Raw genomic sequence first — 18,279 nt, forward strand, 5'->3', positions numbered from 1 at the left:
CCTCTCAAGTGTGAATTAATAAGTTCATACAGCCTGTAAATGGCTGAAATCAAGTGAGATCGCGATTTGAGGCTGTGGTAGATTGTGGGCCGGGCAGAAGAGTGCTGAAATCGGTATCGGCGCCGCGCTCAAAACGGGGATCATTCATGCACAACAAAGAAGCGGATGACGATCGGGCGCCGGACCTGCTCGCTCACTACCGGCCGCTTGCGATCAGAGCCGTGGCCGCGGCGCTCACCCTCAAGCGCGACAGACCGGATGCCCGCCCGTTGCGAGAGACGGAATATTCCGGCCCCGCCTGCACGGACGATGATCAGTGGGACGACGAGCCCGGCATCTCGTTCATCCGTTAAACCAGATATCGATTGATAGGTACTTTCATGTTGAACGCAGCGATCGACCCCGCCCCCTGCAATAATCCGACCGACGGCGCGCCGTTTTCCGGCTTTGCCCCACCGATCCGACCGCAATCCGAACTTCGCCAGGCCATTACGGCTGCCTATCGCCGGCCGGAAACCGAATGCCTGCCGCCGCTCGTTGCGGCAGCGCGCGTCTCCGAGGCAAAACGCTATGACATTCGCAGCACGGCCCGCAGCCTGATCGAGGCGTTGCGCGCCAAGCACAAGGGGACCGGTGTCGAAGGGCTGGTGCAGGAATATTCGCTCTCCAGCCAGGAAGGCGTGGCGCTGATGTGTCTCGCCGAAGCGCTGCTGCGTATTCCCGATACCGAAACCCGGGACGCGCTGATCCGCGACAAGATCGCCGAGGGCAACTGGACCTCCCACATCGGCGGCGGTAAATCCATGTTCGTCAATGCCGCAACCTGGGGGCTCGTCGTTACCGGCAAACTCACCTCGACGGTCAACGACCGAAGCCTTTCGGCAGCGCTGACGCGGCTGATCGCGCGCGCCGGCGAACCGGTCATCCGTCGCGGCGTCGATATGGCGATGCGCATGATGGGCGAGCAGTTCGTCACCGGTGAAACGATCGCAGAGGCGCTGAAACGCGCCCGGCCGCTGGAAGCGCGCGGCTTCCGTTATTCCTACGACATGCTGGGCGAGGCGGCCACGACGGGCGCCGATGCCGAGCGTTATTACCGGGATTACGAAAAGGCGATCCACGCCATCGGCAAGGCGTCGGACGGACGCGGCATCTATGACGGCCCGGGCATTTCGATCAAGCTTTCGGCCCTGCATCCCCGTTACGTGAGGTCGCAGGCCGGCCGGGTGATGAGCGAGCTGCTGCCGAAGGTCAAGGCGCTGGCTGTTCTCGCCAAGACCTATGATATCGGCCTCAATATCGACGCCGAGGAGGCCGATCGGCTGGAGCTTTCACTCGATCTCCTTGAGGAGCTTTGCTTTGCCCCTGATCTTGCCGGATGGGACGGGCTGGGCTTCGTCGTGCAGGCCTATGGCAAGCGTTGCCCTTTCGTCCTCGACTATATCATCGATCTCGCACGCAGCTCCGAGCGCCGGGTCATGGTCCGTCTCGTCAAGGGCGCTTACTGGGATGCGGAGATTAAGCGCGCCCAGCTTGACGGTCTCGACGACTATCCGGTCTATACCCGCAAGATCTACACCGATGTCGCCTATGTCGCCTGCGCGCGCAAGCTGCTCGATGCTCCAGATGCGGTCTTCCCGCAATTTGCCACCCATAATGCCCAGACGCTCGCCACGATCTATCGTCTGGCGGGCCCTGATTTCACCGTCGGCAAATACGAGTTCCAATGCCTGCACGGCATGGGCGAACCGCTCTACGACGAGGTCGTCGGAAAGGAAAAACTCGACCGGCCCTGCCGCATCTATGCGCCTGTGGGAACGCATGAGACGCTGCTCGCCTATCTGGTTCGACGTCTTTTGGAAAATGGCGCCAATTCCTCCTTCGTGCACCGCATCTCCGATCCGAATGTCTCGGTCGAGGCACTGATCGCCGATCCCGCCGAAATCGTCGCATCCATGCCGGTCGTTGGAGCGCCCCACGCGCAGATCGCCTCGCCGAAGGCTCTTTACGGCAACGCCCGGACCAATTCCGATGGTCTCGATCTCTCGAACGAGGCCACCCTTTCGGATTTGGCTGAGGCGCTCGTCTCCACGGCTGCTGCCCCCTGGCATGCGTTTCCGCTCCTTGCCGACGGCTCTACGGATGGGGTGACGCGTGATGTTCTCAATCCTGCCGATCACCGTGATGTCGTCGGCACGGTGACCGAGGTGAAGGTCGAAGAGGCTGCGCGCATCGTTCGCATGGCGGCCGAGCATGCGCCGCAATGGGCTGCCGTGCCGCCGGCCGAGCGTGCCGCCTGCCTGGAGCGGGCCGCCGACATCATGCAGGCCCGCATCAAGGTGCTGATGGGCATCGTCATGCGCGAGGCCGGTAAATCGGCGGCCAATGCCGTCGGCGAAGTGCGTGAGGCCATCGACTTCCTGCGCTACTACGCCGAGCAGGCGCGCAAGACGCTGGGCCCTTCGCATGCGCCTCTCGGCCCGATCGTCTGCATCAGCCCGTGGAATTTCCCGCTGGCGATTTTCACCGGGCAGGTCGCCGCAGCCTTGGTGGCAGGCAATCCCGTGCTTGCAAAACCGGCCGGCGTCACGCCGATCATCGCTTCGGAAAGCGTGAAGATCCTCCACGAGGCGGGCGTGCCCGTCGGTGCTTTGCAGTTTGTGCCCGGCAGCGGCCGTCTCGGCGCCGGCATGGTCGGGGCGGAGGAGACGGCAGGCGTCATGTTTACCGGGTCGACCGAAGTTGCCCGCATGATCCAGGCGCAGCTGGCGGAACGGCTGTCGGCAGGCGGCAAACCGATTCCGCTGATTGCCGAAACTGGCGGCCAGAACGGCATGATCGTCGACTCCTCGGCTTTGGCCGAGCAGGTGGTGGCCGACGTCATTGCGTCTGCCTTCGACAGCGCCGGTCAGCGCTGCTCGGCGCTCAGGGTTCTCTGCCTTCAGGACGATGTCGCCGACAGGACCCTCAATATGCTGAAGGGCGCCTTCCGCGAACTGACGATCGGCCGTACCGATCGGCTGAGCATCGATGTCGGCCCAGTCATCAACGACAGCGCAAAGACGGAGATCGACCAGCATATCGAGCATATGCGCGGCTTGGGCCGCAAGGTGGATCAGCTGCCGCTGCCCGAAAGTGCTGCGGCGGGGACCTTCGTTTCGCCGACGATCATTGAGATCAAATCCCTGGCAGACCTGACGAGGGAGGTCTTCGGCCCGGTCCTGCACGTCATCCGCTTCAAGCGAAACGGGCTCGACCGTCTGATCGACGACATCAACGCATCGGGTTATGGTCTCACATTCGGGCTTCACACCCGGCTTGATGAAACGATCGCGCATGTGACCAGTCGCATCAAGGCTGGAAACCTCTACGTCAACCGCAACATCATCGGCGCCGTCGTCGGCGTGCAGCCGTTCGGCGGCCGCGGCCTGTCGGGAACGGGTCCGAAGGCCGGCGGTCCGCTTTATATCGGCCGGCTGGTGCAGCGTGCGCCCGTGCCGCCGCAGCAGGATTCCGTTCATACGGACCTCGCCCTTCGTGACTACATCGTCTGGCTCGACAAGAAGGGCCTGTCGGGCGAGGGGGAAGTGGCGCGTGGATATGCGAGCCGCTCGGCGCTCGGGCTCGAACGCGAACTCACCGGTCCGGTAGGCGAGCTCAATCTCTACGCGCTCCATCCCCGCGGTCGTATTCTCCTCGTGCCGCAGACCGAAGGCGGGCTTCATCGCCAGATCGCCGCAGCCCTATCGACCGGCAACCACATCGTCGTCGACACGGGTTCCCTATCGAAATCAGTGCTGGCGGATCTTCCATCGGCTGTCGCCAGCCGAATTTCCTGGACCTCGGATTGGGAAAAGGACGGGCCGTTCTCAGGTGCCCTCGTCGAAGGGGATCGCGACAGGGTTCTCGCCGTCAATCAGAAGATCGCTCACCTGCCCGGTCCGCTGCTGCTGGTCCAGGCCGCGACGAGCGAGGAATTGGCGAGCGATCCCGAAGCCTATTGCCTGAATTGGCTGCTCGAGGAGGTGTCGACCTCGATCAACACCGCAGCTGCCGGCGGCAATGCAAGCCTTATGGCCATCGGCTGAGTAGAACACGAGGGCGCAGAAAATGCGCCCTCGAGAGAGGTTCAGTCGAAGAAGCCAGCATCCTCTTCCCTGAGATATCGCCTGGCCGCCTCGGCGTCGATATCGAGGCCGAGCCCCGGCGCTTCCAGTAGGTCCACCATGCTGTCCTTCACGATCTGCGCCGGCAAGCCGATGACCAGATCCTCCCACCAGGGGTCGGAGGCGCTCGGATATTCGAAGGCGATATAATTTGCCGGCAAGGTGGCGCAGACATTGATCAATGCGCCGAGCCCCAGCAGGCCGTTAGCTGTGCCGTGCGGTGCCATCAGGATCGAGTGCATGTAGGCGTGCTCGGCGACCCATTTGAGCTCGGCAATACCGCCAATATCGGCTGGATCGGGGCCGATGACGCGTACCGCCTGCGTCTCGATCAGTTCCTTGAAATTGTGCCGCAGGTAGATCTGCTCACCAGTGTGGATCGGCGTCGAGGTGGAGATTGTCAGTTCCCGATAGGCCTGCGGATTGACCCACGGCACGTAGTCGCCGGTCAGCATGTCCTCGAGCCACATCAAATTGTACTTCTCGACCGCGCGCGCGAACTTGATCGCATCGGGCAGCATCCAGCCCGGACCGCAGTCGAGCGCCAGGCTGACTTTGTCGCCCAGCACTTCCTTCATCGCGATCACGCAGTCGAGCATGTGATTGAAGCCGCGCTCGCTGATTACGCCCTGATCCATGGCACCGTGATAGCCGGCCTTCTTCTGCGTCACGCCGTAGTGGAAATCCTCGATGGTGTCCTTCATGTTGGAGTGGAACGAGATCCCTTGTTTGACCATGAAGAAGTTCTGCGGCTGCTCCATCATCCATTTGACGTCAGCGGCGTAATCCTCCGGCCGGTCGCCGGTGCGTTTCTGGCGGATCGAGCCGTTGTAGACGCGCACCTTGTCGCGCACCTTGCCGCCGAGCAGTTTATAGGCGGGCACGCCCGCCGCCTTACCGGCAATATCCCACAGCGCATGCTCGATCGCGCTTACCGCCGCGCCGTAGGGCTTGAAAGAGCCGCGTTGGCGGATCTTCAGCATCACTCTCTCGACGTCGGTCGGGTCCTCGCCGATCAGCGCTTCGCGGAAATGCAGCACAAAGGGCTTGAGGTAGGACTTGGTGAACTCGACTTCGCCCAAGCCATAGAGGCCCTCGTCCGTGACGATGCGGACGATCGGATGTTTGCCGATAACGGCGCAGCGCAGATCGGTGATCTTCATCTTCGTTCCTTTTCGCCTCAGCTCCAGGTGCGATCCCAGGAATATTCGTCGTCCCAGCGATCCGTGGGCTGCCAGATGCCGGTGACGCCCGGCTGCAGATGTTGCGAGATCATTTCGTCGACGACGTCGTCAATCCCCAGGCCCGGCTTATCCGGAACAGTGATAAACCCGTCCTTCACCAGCGGCTTGGGAAGGCCGGTGACGATATCGTCCCACCAGTCGACATCGGCGGAATGGTATTCGAGCGCCATGAAATTTTCAGTCGCCGTCGCCACGTGTGCGGCGGCCATCGCAGCGATTGGACTTTCTGCCATGTGGATGGCCATGGCGACACCATGGTCCTGCGCCATGTCGCCGATCTTCTTGGTCTCGAGGATGCCCCCACTGGTGAGCAGGTCCGGATGGATAACGGAGATACCGCCGCTCTTGAGCAGAGGCTCGAAGCCCTCCTTGAGGTAAATGTCCTCGCCAGTGCAGATCGGCACTGTGGTTGAGTCCTGCAGTTGTCGGTACTGCTCGGTATACTGCCATGGGATCACATCCTCGAGCCAGGCTGGCACGTATTTTTCAATTCGCCTGGCAAGACGAATGCCGTTCTGCACCGAGATGTGGCCGATATGGTCGATGGCGAGCGGAATATCCATGCCAATGACCTCACGAACCTCGGCAATGTATTGCTCAAGGAAGTCGAGGCCCTTGTCGGAAAAGTGGAGGCCGGTAAACGGGTGCGGGACGTTATGCAAATCATACGTAGCGTTACGCACGCGCCGCTCTTCAATGGTCTTCAGCGGGCCGCGGCCGGGGTGGCTGCGGTACCCTTCAAGGGAACCGGCAGGAGACACGACCGCACCGGGCACATCTGCGATCTGCATCAGCCCCAGATCCATCTTGAGGAAGGTGAAGCCGAGCTCCATGCGCTGCTTGAGGCGCCTGCCGGTCTCGGTGCCGCTGGGCACGGTGGCATCGGTGTCGCAGTACACGCGCACTTTGTCCCGAAACCGGCCCCCGAGCATCTGGTAGATGGGGACGCCATAGGCTTTGCCGGCAAGATCCCACAACGCGATTTCGACCGCCGATACGCCGCCGCCTTGCCGGCCGTGCCCGCCGAACTGCTTGATCCGGCGAAACAGGCGGTCGATGTCGCAAGGGTTCTCGCCAAGCAACCGGCTCTTCAGCATCAGCGCGTAGGTGGCGCTGGCACCGTCGCGCACCTCGCCAAGCCCGACGATGCCCTGGTTCGTGTAAATCTTGAGCAGCACTGAAGTGAACGGCGCGCCGACAATTTCCGCTACCCGCATGTCGGTAATGCGAAGGTCGGACGGCTTGGAATGCGTATTCACCCGATTAAGCGCCTCGTCGGCTCCATCTGCCTCTGGCATGATCTATCCTCGTTCTGTCGGCGGGGTTCGTGCGCGCACGGCTGCGGCGGCATAGAGACTTGCTAATCGAGACTTGCTAATCCAGCTCTATCTCGTGATTTTGAAGGTAGTCGCGGTTCATTTCAATGCCGAGACCAGGCTTGGGCGTAAGCTTGAGGCTGCCGTTCGAAACATCGAGTGGTCTGTCGATAAGATGATCGTATTTGCCGAGGTTCCACTCCGACGTTTCGAGTTTATAGAAGTTGGGAACGGTCATCATCACCTGCGCTCCCGCAACCACGTTGATCGGTCCTGCGGCGTCATGCGGCGAGACCGGGATGTAGTAGGCTTCGCATAGGGCAGAAATCTTCTTGAGTTCGGTAATGCCGCCGGTCCAGGTGACATCAGGCATGATGTAGTCGGCGAGCCTGTTTTCGAGCACCGGCACGAAATCCCACTTCGTATGGCCGCGCTCGCCCCACGAGATAGGTGCGCTGACCTTCTCACGGACCTGTCTGAGAGCGTTGAGGCTCTCCGGTGGACAGGGCTCCTCGAACCAGTCGATCTGACCAGCTTCCTCGAGGCTCCGACAAAGGCGAATGGCGGTGGGAACGTCGAACCGGCCATGCGCATCGATGAGAATGTCGACATAAGGGCCCGCCGTTTCACGGATCAAAGCCGTGAGTTCGGCGGCTTCGCGCTCATCCTTGCGGGTCATGCTGCCGTCGAGGTAGCCGTCCCGCTGTTCGCGCGCCTGTCCATCGCCGCTGCGGCCCTGGTATGGGAAAGGATCGAACTTGAGCGCAGTGTGGCCGGACTCGACGATGTCTCGAATTTCCCGGACCACAGCCTCTTTGCTGGTGAACTTGGCCTGGTTGGGATGGGTGTAGAGCGCGATTTCATCGCGTACCGGTCCACCCAACAGCTCGTAAATCGGCTTGCCCAAGACTTTGCCTTGGATGTCCCAAAGGGCTATGTCGATGGCGCTGACGCATTCGACTGCGGCGCCGCGACTGCCCATGTAGGTGAAGCTGCGGAAAATCTTGTGCCACAGATACTCGATACGCGCCGGGTCCTCGCCTGTCAGAGCGGCACCGATCTGGCGCAGGATCGTGCAGAGGGCGCGATTGGCGAGCCTTGTCGTGGTGGTGATCTCTCCCCAGCCGCTCACCCCCTCGTCGGTCGTCACTTCGACGAACAGAAACTCTCCCCAATAAGAAGCATCGGATCTGATTAGCCACGGCCGAACGCTGGTGATTTTCATCTCGACTGCCTTTGCTTAAGTGGTCGGGATAACGATATCCCAGGCTATGTATTCTATCCTGCCCGAGCGGCGTTACGCGCACGCATGTGTTCGAGGATGTGCCGGCCGGAGCCCTCGACATGGCGTGCAATGAGTTCGGCTGCCTCGCTCGCATTTCCCGCTTTTACATGCGCGATAAGCTCGCGATGCTCGCTAAGGATCGCGGCACGCCGGGCGAGCGTGAAGTTGAAACGCCGGCTCACGGCTCGAAGCACTTCGCGATGCTTCCACCAAAGCTCGGCGGCATGGCGGTTGTAGTGCTTTTGGTACATGACGGTGTGAAAGGCGGTGTCCAGCTCGCTGTGCCTGAACGTGTCGGCGAAGTCGTTTTCTTCAATCAGGCCCTGGATTCGTTCGAGCTCAGCAATGTCTTCGACGGTGGCCATATTCACGAACCATCGCGTCAGGGCCGGCTCGATCAAGACTCCGATCTCGTAGATGTCCCGAACAAAATCCTGGTCTATGGGCCGCACGCGTGCTCCGCGGTTGGGAACGAGGGTGACAAAGCCCTCGCCACGCAACAGTTGCAGAGCCTCGCGCACGGGGTTGGTTGAGGTACCGTGGCGCCGGGCGAGATCGGTGACCACAAGCCGCTCGTTGGCAGCGAGCCGCCCTTCGATGATGTCTTCCCTGATCAGTTGATAAAGCGAGGCGCCCTCGCTGGAGGCCCCGATGGGGTCGATCCCTTCGGGGGGCTTTGCTTTGAAATCGCTGGTTTCGGCCAAGACGGTCCCCAATCAATACACATATTGGTCCGATATCACGCAAGACTTCTCGAAACAATGTACGATTTCTTCAATTGACAGGCAATCTACAATCTGAAAACGTATGATCTGGTCGAAGGGATACATTGGGTGGAAGTCCCGCGGCCGGGAGCAAAGACCGCTTGCCTCGACGCAAAGCGGCTTGGGAGAACCTGGAGGATACCTATGACGAGGATTTCACTCGGCGGTGCCGCCGTGCGCGCAACTGTATCCACTGCTTTGATGCTATCGTTGATGTCCGCGTCTGCACTGGGCGCGCCGGTCGACCTGAGCAAGTGGTCGCCGGAATATGTGCGCTCCATTGCCGGCACACAGGACTTTGACACGGCGGGCGATTGCGCCAAGGTCACCCCCCTCGACTACAAGGGGCGACTGACTTTCTGGTATCAGGGCGTGTTCGAGGGTGACCCCGACCTCCTGCGCCAGTATTACAAGGAGTTCTTCGAGACCTTCCGCAAGACCTATCCAAACATCCAGCTTGAGGAACAAGCCCTCACCTATAACGACCTGCTGGACAAGTTCCGTACCGCGCTCCTTGGCAATGCAGCGCCAATGGCGGTGCGTCTGCAAATCCTGGGCGGCACCGAGTTCGCCTCGAAGGGCTATCTGGAACCCCTCAAACCAGAGGACGTAGGATATTCGACCGACGACTTCTGGCCCGGTGCAATGAAGGCCGTAACCTGGGAGGGGGTGACCTACGGCATCCCGACCAACAACGAGACGATGGCGTTCATCTGGAACGCCGACGTCTTCAAGCGTGCAGGCCTCGATCCGGAAAAGGCTCCGGCAACCTGGGACGACGTCGTCAAATATTCCAAGCAGATCCACGACAAGCTCGGCATTGCCGGTTACGGCCTCGTGGCGCGCAAGAACGCCGGCAATACGCCGTATCGCTTCATGCCGCAGCTGTGGGCCTATGGCGGCGGCGTCTTCGACGAAGCGACCGCCAACCCGACCTATAAGCAGGTCCAGCTCGATAGTCCGCAGAGCAAAGCGGCATTGCAAGCCTCCTACGATATGTATGTTCGCGACAAGTCGGTTCCGGTTTCGGCGCTCACCAATCAGCAGGCGGATAACCAGCCCCTCTTCCTCGCTGGCCAGCTCGGCATGATGGTCTCGCACCCGTCCGACTACAACGTCATGCTCGACCTGCAGAAAAAGACGACGGGCAGCGACAAGGACAAAGCGCAGACCGTCATCGACAATATGCGCTACGGCCTGATTCCGACTGGCCCCGACGGCAAGCGTGCCGTCGTGTTTGGCGGCTCGAACATTCACATCCTGAAGCCCGAATATGTCGAGGGCGGCAAGGTCGACGAGCCGGCTGCAAAGGCTATCAGCTGCATGTGGGCAAGCCCCGAATGGTCGCTGAAAATGGCTTATGCCGGCTCGAACCCGGGAAACCTTAACGGCTTCAAGACCAAATGGATGAAGGAACGCCTGGACAGTATCAAGTTCCTTGATGTCACGACTTCGATGCTGCCATACGGGATCCCGTTTCCGGCGCTGCCACACTCCCCCGAGATCATGAACATCATCGTCCCGGACATGCTGCAGAATGCCCTCACCGGAGCCATGACTGTCGACCAGGCAGCGGACGACGCAGCCAAGAAGGTAAAAGACCTGACGGACGGCGGACTTTAGTCCACGCCTGCCGACTGACCGGCTGCGCCTCCACCGCAGCCGGTTTCTTCCGAAGAACAAGGGCAGGGCACAGTGACGATCTTGACTGGCAAGGCCGAGGCGCGCCGAAGACTGCAACCTGACGGGCACGGCGTGCTGCGAAAGATTTGGGAGCATCGCGCTGACTACGCGTACGTGCTTCCGGCGATCGCCGTGATGCTCATCGTCATAGCCTATCCGATCTACTATACGATCGAGCTGTCGTTCTTCAACACACCGCCTGGCCTGCAGCTCCGCGACAAGATTTTTATCGGCTTCGACAACTACACCGCCATCCTCACAAGTCCGGTGTTCTGGACAGTCACCTCGAACACTCTGATCTGGACATTAGGATCCACTTTGATCTCATTTGTCCTGGGGTTTGCCTGCGCCCTGGCGCTTCATCGCGACTTTATCGGCCGCGGCATCCTGCGGGCCATCCTGATTATTCCCTGGGTCATCAGCGCTGTCGCCGCGTCCTATATCTGGAAGTGGATCTACCATTCGGACTTTGGGATCATTGGCGCGGTGCTGGTCGGCCTCGGATTGGCCGACAGGCCTCCGAATTTCATCGACAGCGTCAGCACAGTGCTGCCCTCCCTGATCGTCGTCAATATCTGGCGGGAGTTTCCGTTTGCCATGATCATGATGATGGCTGGCCTGCAGACGGTTCCCGATCAGTTGCTGCGCGCCGCAAAAGTTGACGGAGCCAATGCATGGCAGCGGTTCTGGCACGTCACTTTCCCGCATTTGAGAAACGTCTCTACGGTGACGATCCTTCTGCTGGCAGTGGCCAACTTCAATTCATTCATCATCCCCTGGATCATGACCGGCGGCGGGCCGTCGAACGCATCGCACATCTGGATCACCCACATTTATGAGCTCGCCTTCGGCCGCCAGCGCTGGGGGGTGGCATCGGCCTATTCGGTGCTGCTGTTCCTGATCCTGATGTCGTTCGGCTACTTTTACGTCCGTGCTCTGAGCGGCAACGAGCGGAAGGATGGGAGCGCATGAGCACGGTTGCCGAGACTGCTCCTCGGGTTAAAGCCCGTCGCCGCATGCGCATCGACGGATGGCGGTGGGGCGGACGCATCTTCCTCGTTTTCATGATGCTCTACACGGCGTTGCCGATGATCTGGATGCTGATCACCTCGATCAAGTCCGGCTTCGCGGCCATGCAATTCCCGCCGCAATGGTGGCCCGACCAACCCACCCTTGCCAGCTACCAGAAACTGCTCGATCCGCAAAACAGCGTCGGCCAGGACTTCCTCCGCTTCTTCTGGAACAGCCTTTTCGTCTCCACCGCCACGACCATCCTTTCGGTCATCGTGGCAGTACCTGCGGCCTACGCGTTTTCGCGCTTCACGTTCCCGGGCCGAAACTTTCTGTTCTTCGCCGTCTTGCTCCGCAACATGTTCCCGGCCGTGATCTTTCTCGTGCCGCTCTTCATCCTGATGCGCGCGATCGGGCTGGTTAACACGCATTCGTCACTCGTCCTCACCTACCTCACATTTGGCCTGCCGCTGGCAATCTGGCTCCTCAAGGGCTTTTACGACAACGTTCCGGTGCAGCTCGAGCAGGCGGCGCGCATCGACGGCGCGACGCGGTTCCAGGCCTTTGTCCTGATCGTGATGCCGCTCTCGACGCCAGGAATCATCGCCACGGCGATCTATTCCTTTATCGGCGCGTGGAACGAATACATCTACGCATACACCTTCCTTTCCAAGAACGAGCAGTTGACACTGCCGGTCGGCATCCAGCGCTTCTTCTCGGAAAATACGACGGACTTTCCGGGCCTGATGGCGGCCAGCTTTATGATGAGCGTGCCCGTCGTGGTCCTGTTCCTTGTCCTGCAACGATACTTCGTACGCGCCCTCACGGAAGGCGCAGTCAAGCACTAGAGGAGTTGCCGGTGGCCCACGTGGTCCTTAACGATCTGGTCAAGACCTATGGCAGCTTCAAAGCTGTCAACAACGTTTCGCTGACGGTCAACGACGGCGAATTCGTTGCGCTCGTCGGCCCTTCAGGCTGCGGCAAGACAACCACGCTCAATCTTGTGGCGGGGCTCATCCCCATTACATCTGGCGACATCGTCATCGGCGACCGGGTGGTCAACGACCTCGACCCCAAGGACCGGGACATCGCAATGGTGTTCCAGAACTACGCGCTCTATCCGCAGAAATCGGTCTACAAGAACCTGGCCTTCCCGCTGCAGATGCGCAAACTGCCAAGGGACGAGATCGACAGGAAGGTCAAGGAAGCAGCGCGCGTGCTCGACATGACGCAGCTGCTCGAGCGCAAGCCACGCGAACTTTCGGGCGGGCAACAGCAGCGCGTGGCGCTCGGCCGTGCCCTCGTTCGCGATCCGGCGGTATTTCTGATGGATGAACCACTCTCCAACCTCGACGCAAAGCTGCGCGTGCAGATGCGCTCAGAGATCAAGCGTTTCCACCAGGACCTCAAGGCGACGATCATCTACGTGACGCACGACCAGCTCGAAGCGGTGACCATGGCCGACAGGATGGCGGTGATGAACGGCGGCTACCTGCAGCAATACGATTCACCGGCGCAGGTCTTCGCCCATCCCGTGAACATGTTCGTCGCCAGCTTCGTCGGCAGCCCGGCGATGAGCCTTGTTCCGCTGGAGGCATCAACGGCAAGCGGCAACACTGTGTTGACCAGCGCGGAGGGCTGGCACTTCGAGCTCTCGCCACACAACGCCCAGAAGGTCGCGAGGGCAACAACCAAGAAAGTCGTGCTCGGCGCACGTCACTCGGCGATCAAGCTGCACAAGAGTGCGGTGCCAGGAAGCATCCCTGCCAAGGCCTATACGGTGGAGCCGACCGGAGACGTCACCTTCGTACAGGCGTTGCTGTCTGGCGCCATCGTCAACGTCAGCGTGCCGCCGACCATTGCCGTTGCGCCCGACGAGCAGATTTGGCTCGAGTTCGACCAGGAGCGGATGCATCTGTTCGACGGCGAAACAGAAATGGCCCTCAAGGCCAACTGAGACCAAGCGGATGCGTGTGAAACGAGGACGTGGATGACTACGAAGCTTAAAATCACGGCGATCAAGCCCTATCCAGTATGGGTAGGAACGCGCAACCAGATGCTGGTCAAGGTCGAGACTGAAAACGGCATCTTCGGCTGGGGCGAGAGCGGCTTGAGCGGCCGCGAGAAGGCCGTGGCCGGCGCGATCGAGCACTATCGCGAGTTTCTCATCGGCCGCGACGCGATGCAGATTGGTCGGATCTGGCAAGAAGTCTATCGTAGCCAATACTTCGAAGGCGGGCGCGTTCTGCAGGCGGCGATTTCCGCCATCGACATTGCCCTTCACGACATCAAGGGCAAGGCGCTGGGGGTGCCGGCCTACGACCTGCTGGGCGGCAAGCAGCGCGACCGCATTCCTACCTTCGCCTCGACCGGTGACGAGGCCGAGGGCGATGTTGCCATCGAACGAGCCCGCGAACTACGCGCACAAGGATGGCAGGCGATCCGCTTCTTCCCCATCGGGCAAAACAGCAAGGACTTCTTTGAGCCGCGGGAGTCGATCGGCGCGACCGCAACGATGCTAAACAAGGCGCGCGAGGCGCTGGGCGACGACGTCGTCCTCGGCATCGACTATCATCATCGGCTATCGGTGGCAGAGGCGGCGAGCTTCTGTAACAAGCTCGGCCGTGGCGTGATTGATTTCCTCGAAGAGCCGATACGAGACGAGACACCGGAGGCCTACGAATCCCTGCGCACGATGACCGACATCCCGTTCGCCATCGGCGAGGAATTTGCCAGCAAGTGGCAGTTCCTGCCCTACATCGAGCGTGGCATCCATCAGTTCAACCGGCTCGATATTTGCAATGTGGGCGGGCTCACCGAAGCGATGAAGGTCGCTGGTTGGAGCGAGGCGCACTATGTGGACCTGATGCCGCACAATCCCCTCGGCCCAGTCTGCACGGCCGCGACCATCCATCTCGCCGCCGCGGTGGCGAATTTCGCTTGGCTCGAGACCAGGGCGCCCGAAGCAAAGCTCGGCTTCGACAATTCCGACTTTTTCCCCGTGCAACCGCGGCTTGACGGCCCCGAGTATCCGGTCAGCGACCTGCCGGGGCTCGGCGTCGAGGTCAACGAAGAGGCGGTCAAGGCGGAGAGCTTTCGGTTCTGGGAAGCACCTCACCTGAAGCGCCGCGACGGTTCTGTTACGAACTGGTAGATCATCACCGGAGTCTAAAATGACGCATACTTCCGACATTACGCGACCTCCCAAAGATATGATCGACGCACTGAAGGAAATCGGCGCCGCGACGGTTTCCGGCACGCTTGGCCACATGGGCTTCCGCAATCCGCACATGGTCGGTCCCGTACCGCAGAACCGCGGGAAGTCGATCGTTGGGCCGGCGCTGACGCTCCAGTTCATGCCGCAGCGGCCAGACCTCTTCACCGAGGGGGAATATGCCGATCCGGAGACGCAGTTGCACCGGCACGTGCTCTATCACGCGCAGGAGGGCGATGTGGTCGTGGTCGACGCGCGCGGCGATATGAGTTCGGGTGTCTTTGGCGATATGATGTCGACGTATTTCAAAGGCAGAGGCGGCGCTGGCATTGTAATCGACGGATGCATGCGCGATCGGCCCAATGTCGAGAAGCTAGATCTCCCCCTATGGCTGCGTGGCTGGACTCCCAACTACCATGTGCAGACCAGCATCTATCCCAATGCGGTCAACGTTCCGATCGCCTGCGGCGGTGTCACGGTAATCCCCGGCGACATCATCGTCGCCGACGATGATGGGGTGGTGGTGCTTCCAGTCGCAATGGCCTCGAAGGTAATCGAAGAGTCGCAAAAGCATCACGATTGGGAGGAGTTCTCGCGAGTGAAGCTTATGGAGGGCGGGTCGTTGCAGCGATACTATCCGCTGCATGACGATGCCCGCGGAGAATACGAAGAGTGGCGCAAAACAAACCGCTTGGAGAACCCCAGTTAGCGTATCGATTACCCGAGGCGGGCGGCGACCTGCCGCATCGACTTGCGCACCGCGTCAAGAAAGGCGTGGCTGGCGTTCTCATGCGAGCGGTCGGCAACCTGATCTGCGTGTGGCAGGGCTTGTGCGGTTGTCCGGGCATATCACGACCGCCGTCTCGTGCGACGATCTCGATCTGGGGCTGCTGGAGCAGCCAGGCACTGGCGGTCGCCGGTTCCCGGTCGGCGAAATGCGGTCGTCTTTTCTGCGTTTAAAATCGCAAATGAACGTGCCTTATCGATGATTGCGGCGCGACGCATCATACACTCCTTCCACTTTTAACGCGGCAGTGACCGGATCGGAAAGCCGAAACTGGGCTCGCATGGTTTTGTTCGCCGATTGACAGATAGGTGTTCGGAACGCCGGCCAGTGCGCGTAAAAGCCGCTTGACAAAACACGTCCACCGCGAGTATTGGGTAATCGATAACCCAAGGAGGATGGCGGGGATCGTGGCAGTATCTCTTTCTGACATCGCGGAACGTGCGGGAGTCTCGGTGAAGACGGTTTCCGGCGCATTGCACGGCGGCTCCGCCCGCATGTCGGACGATACGCGCCAGAAGGTCAAGGCTATTGCGGAAGAACTCGGCTACGTGACCAACCTTGCGGCGCGTGGCGTGCGTCAGGGCTGGCTACCGCTGGTCGGAGTCGTCTCCGACGGCCTCATCACGTCGCCCTTCGCCACCGAGATCTTACGTGGCCTCGACGGGGCGGCCCGCAGCGCCGGCATGGCGGTCTTTGCGGTCAACCACCGCAGCGGCCAGTCTATCGGCTCGGTGCTCGACGAGGTGCAGCAGTTCCGGCCGCGCGCGGTTGCTTATGCCGCCATGTACCACAAGGATGTCGCCCTGCCGGACAGGTTGGCGGGCGCCGTCGGCGTCATGATCAACTGCCGCGAGGCTACCGGCCGCGTCACCGCGCTGGTCCCGGACGAAGAGGGCGGCGCGCGGGAGATCGTGCGTTATCTCCTCGTCGCCGGCCGCCGTCGCATCGCCTTTATCAACCTGCCGGGCATTCTCGCCGGCACGCTACGCGAGATGGGGTTTCGTGCGGCGCTTGAGGAGGGGGGCATTGAGCCCGTCGGCGTGTTGCCGGCGGTGCGCCGCAGCGTCTACAGCGACCGCGCGCCAAGCCTTGTTGCCTCTCATGTGGAGGCGCTTCTGAAATCCGGTCAACGGCCTGACGCCATCTTGTGCGGCAATGACCGCGTGGCGATGGAAGTCTATGCGGCGCTTGCCCGTGCCGGCCTTCGCATTCCGGATGATATCGCGGTGGCAAGCTTCGACAACCAGGTCGAGCTGGCCTCGCGGCTGGACCCGCCATTGACGACGATGGCCCTGCCGCACCGCGCCATGGGCCGCCTTGCCATGGAGATCCTCCTGGCGGAGCAGCCCGAACCGCCGCATCTGCGGAAACTGCCGTTCCATCTGGTCGAACGGGCATCCGTCTGAACATCGAATAGTGCCAAACAGGAGGAGAATACGAAATGAGGATTTTGATGGGTAATCGTTTACTTTCCGCACTCCTAGCGTCCGCTACCCTGGTCGCGACCGCCGGTTTCGCCGAGGCGAAGACCGTCATCCACGTCATGCACCAGGGTGATCCCGGCTGGGTAAAGGCCTATGGCGACGTTGCCACCCGCTTCGAGGCCGTCAATCCCGATGTCGACATCGAGATGATCTACGCGCCGCACGATGCCTATAACGAAAAGTTCAGCGCCGCCGTCATGGCCAAGCAGCTGCCCGATATCATGGAACTCGATGCTCCGTTCCTCGCCAATTATGTCTGGTCCGGCTATCTACAGGCCGTCAAGCCGCTGATTGACAAGGACCTGCTCGATGACATGACGGATTCGAATATCGCCCAGGGCACCTATCCGATCGACAAGGACCTCTATGCGATCGGGCTCACCGACTCCTCGGTCGTGCTCTACGGCAATAAGAAATATCTTGATGCCATTGGCGCCCGCATTCCGAAATCGGTCGATGATGCCTGGACCCGCGAGGAATTCGAAGGCTATCTCGAAAAGCTTTCCAAGCTCGAAGGCGTGAAGTGGCCGATCGACACCTTCCGAGGTTACGGCATCAAGACCGAATGGATCACTTATGCCTACGGCCCCCTGCTCGAAAGCGCCGGCTGCGACCTGATCGACCGCAAGACTTGGAAGGCCAGCGGCACGCTCGATGGCGAGGCCTGCGTCAAGGCGCTGACGATGATGCAGGACTGGGTGAAGAAAGGCTGGGTCGTACCGACTTCGTCAGGCACCAACCAGTTCTACGCCGAGGGACAGCCGGCCGCGCTCGCCATGGGCGGTCACTGGTTCTACGCGGAGGCGTCGGCAGCGATGAAGGACAATATCGTCGTCATGCCGCTGCCGAAGATCGGCGACAAGGGCGTGAGCCCGAACGGAACCTGGATCTGGGGCATTTCCGCGACCTCGAAAAACCCTGAGATCGCCGGCAAGTTCCTGAGCTTCCTTTTGAAGGACAAGGAGTACCGGGAGTACGCCAAGACCCAGTCCGCCTATCCGGGTTTGAAAAGCTTCGCCGCCGAATCCCCGCTCTATGCGGAAGGCGGTCCGCTCGCCGTCGCCTTTGAGCAGGCTTCCAAGACCGCGGTCGCCCGTCCGCCGCACCCGGCCTATCCGACGATCACCTCGGCCTTCATGCAGGCCGTCGACAAGATCTTCAACGGTGGTGACGCGCAGGAAGCGCTGACGGCCGCTGCCGAGAAGATCGACGAGGATATCGAGGACAACGCCGGTTACCCGCCCTTCGACGAGCAGAAGTAAGGGGTTTTGACGGGGCCGGCTCGTCCTGCCGGCCCTGGACTATCTCGGGAGGATGACCGATGA

General features: G+C 60.9%; 14 protein-coding genes. 10 read left to right on the forward strand and 4 right to left on the reverse strand.

The genetic code is table 11. The features are described from left to right. The first annotated feature begins 146 nt into the window (after positions 1-146). Positions 147-353: a hypothetical protein gene (locus tag AC244Q_RS26225; protein ID WP_003562185.1), complete on the forward strand. Its 207-nt coding sequence runs from the start codon at positions 147-149 to the stop codon at positions 351-353. A gap of 27 nt (positions 354-380) precedes the next feature. Beyond that, on the forward strand, positions 381-4,088 hold the full coding sequence (putA, locus tag AC244Q_RS26230; RefSeq protein ID WP_128406444.1) for a trifunctional transcriptional regulator/proline dehydrogenase/L-glutamate gamma-semialdehyde dehydrogenase: 3,708 nt from the start codon (positions 381-383) through the stop codon (positions 4,086-4,088). A 41-nt stretch (positions 4,089-4,129) separates the two neighbouring features. Here putA and AC244Q_RS26235 read toward each other — a convergent pair whose 3' ends face one another. The 4 genes from AC244Q_RS26235 to AC244Q_RS26250 all read right to left on the reverse strand — a co-directional run bounded on the left by AC244Q_RS26235 (position 4,130) and on the right by AC244Q_RS26250 (position 8,715). Then, the gene (locus AC244Q_RS26235; protein WP_017995967.1) at positions 4,130-5,329 is read right to left on the reverse strand and encodes a mandelate racemase/muconate lactonizing enzyme family protein; all 1,200 of its coding nucleotides are present in this window, start codon (positions 5,327-5,329) and stop codon (positions 4,130-4,132) included. Between the two features lie 17 nt (positions 5,330-5,346). Continuing rightward, positions 5,347-6,708, reverse strand: a complete 1,362-nt coding sequence (locus AC244Q_RS26240; RefSeq protein WP_128406443.1) for a mandelate racemase/muconate lactonizing enzyme family protein — start codon at positions 6,706-6,708, stop codon at positions 5,347-5,349. A 76-nt stretch (positions 6,709-6,784) separates the two neighbouring features. After that, positions 6,785-7,951, reverse strand: a complete 1,167-nt coding sequence (locus tag AC244Q_RS26245; protein WP_128406442.1) for a mandelate racemase/muconate lactonizing enzyme family protein — start codon at positions 7,949-7,951, stop codon at positions 6,785-6,787. A 53-nt stretch (positions 7,952-8,004) separates the two neighbouring features. Further along, complete coding sequence (locus tag AC244Q_RS26250; protein WP_003562179.1) at positions 8,005-8,715, reverse strand: GntR family transcriptional regulator; 711 nt, start codon at positions 8,713-8,715, stop codon at positions 8,005-8,007. Between the two features lie 204 nt (positions 8,716-8,919). Here AC244Q_RS26250 and AC244Q_RS26255 point away from each other — a divergent pair, with 204 nt between their 5' ends. The 8 genes from AC244Q_RS26255 (at position 8,920) to AC244Q_RS26290 (ending at position 18,216) form a co-directional block, all read left to right on the forward strand. Continuing rightward, positions 8,920-10,398, forward strand: coding sequence for an ABC transporter substrate-binding protein (locus AC244Q_RS26255; RefSeq protein ID WP_128406441.1), 1,479 nt, complete (start codon positions 8,920-8,922; stop codon positions 10,396-10,398). Between the two features lie 72 nt (positions 10,399-10,470). Continuing rightward, positions 10,471-11,430, forward strand: coding sequence for a carbohydrate ABC transporter permease (locus AC244Q_RS26260; protein WP_128406440.1), 960 nt, complete (start codon positions 10,471-10,473; stop codon positions 11,428-11,430). Then, the gene (locus AC244Q_RS26265; protein WP_128406439.1) at positions 11,427-12,317 is read left to right on the forward strand and encodes a carbohydrate ABC transporter permease; all 891 of its coding nucleotides are present in this window, start codon (positions 11,427-11,429) and stop codon (positions 12,315-12,317) included. Before AC244Q_RS26260 ends, AC244Q_RS26265 begins: the two co-directional genes overlap by 4 nt. A gap of 11 nt (positions 12,318-12,328) precedes the next feature. Further along, complete coding sequence (locus AC244Q_RS26270; protein ID WP_003562175.1) at positions 12,329-13,426, forward strand: ABC transporter ATP-binding protein; 1,098 nt, start codon at positions 12,329-12,331, stop codon at positions 13,424-13,426. A gap of 33 nt (positions 13,427-13,459) precedes the next feature. Further along, positions 13,460-14,623: a mandelate racemase/muconate lactonizing enzyme family protein gene (locus AC244Q_RS26275; protein WP_128406438.1), complete on the forward strand. Its 1,164-nt coding sequence runs from the start codon at positions 13,460-13,462 to the stop codon at positions 14,621-14,623. A gap of 19 nt (positions 14,624-14,642) precedes the next feature. Continuing rightward, entirely contained in the window at positions 14,643-15,392 is a 750-nt protein-coding gene (locus tag AC244Q_RS26280) for a ribonuclease activity regulator RraA (RefSeq protein ID WP_003562172.1), read from the forward strand. A gap of 473 nt (positions 15,393-15,865) precedes the next feature. Continuing rightward, positions 15,866-16,876 carry a LacI family DNA-binding transcriptional regulator gene (locus tag AC244Q_RS26285; protein WP_128406437.1) on the forward strand — a complete coding sequence of 337 codons (1,011 nt, stop codon included), beginning with the start codon at positions 15,866-15,868 and terminating at the stop codon, positions 16,874-16,876. Between the two features lie 47 nt (positions 16,877-16,923). Beyond that, positions 16,924-18,216, forward strand: coding sequence for an ABC transporter substrate-binding protein (locus tag AC244Q_RS26290; protein ID WP_128406436.1), 1,293 nt, complete (start codon positions 16,924-16,926; stop codon positions 18,214-18,216). The last annotated feature ends 63 nt before the right edge of the window (positions 18,217-18,279 follow it).

The sequence above is a fragment of the Rhizobium sp. CB2179 genome (assembly GCF_057653455.1).

Excerpts from the sequence above, each read along its gene's own strand:
- AC244Q_RS26225 (WP_003562185.1), top strand. The coding sequence starts at position 147 with ATGCACAACAAAGAAGCGGATGACGATCGGGCGCCGGACCTGCTCGCT.
- putA (WP_128406444.1), top strand. The coding sequence starts at position 381 with ATGTTGAACGCAGCGATCGACCCCGCCCCCTGCAATAATCCGACCGAC.
- AC244Q_RS26235 (WP_017995967.1), bottom strand. The coding sequence starts at position 5,329 with ATGAAGATCACCGATCTGCGCTGCGCCGTTATCGGCAAACATCCGATC.
- AC244Q_RS26240 (WP_128406443.1), bottom strand. The coding sequence starts at position 6,708 with ATGCCAGAGGCAGATGGAGCCGACGAGGCGCTTAATCGGGTGAATACG.
- AC244Q_RS26245 (WP_128406442.1), bottom strand. The coding sequence starts at position 7,951 with ATGAAAATCACCAGCGTTCGGCCGTGGCTAATCAGATCCGATGCTTCT.
- AC244Q_RS26255 (WP_128406441.1), top strand. The coding sequence starts at position 8,920 with ATGACGAGGATTTCACTCGGCGGTGCCGCCGTGCGCGCAACTGTATCC.
- AC244Q_RS26265 (WP_128406439.1), top strand. The coding sequence starts at position 11,427 with ATGAGCACGGTTGCCGAGACTGCTCCTCGGGTTAAAGCCCGTCGCCGC.
- AC244Q_RS26275 (WP_128406438.1), top strand. The coding sequence starts at position 13,460 with ATGACTACGAAGCTTAAAATCACGGCGATCAAGCCCTATCCAGTATGG.
- AC244Q_RS26280 (WP_003562172.1), top strand. The coding sequence starts at position 14,643 with ATGACGCATACTTCCGACATTACGCGACCTCCCAAAGATATGATCGAC.
- AC244Q_RS26285 (WP_128406437.1), top strand. The coding sequence starts at position 15,866 with ATGGCGGGGATCGTGGCAGTATCTCTTTCTGACATCGCGGAACGTGCG.
- AC244Q_RS26290 (WP_128406436.1), top strand. The coding sequence starts at position 16,924 with ATGGGTAATCGTTTACTTTCCGCACTCCTAGCGTCCGCTACCCTGGTC.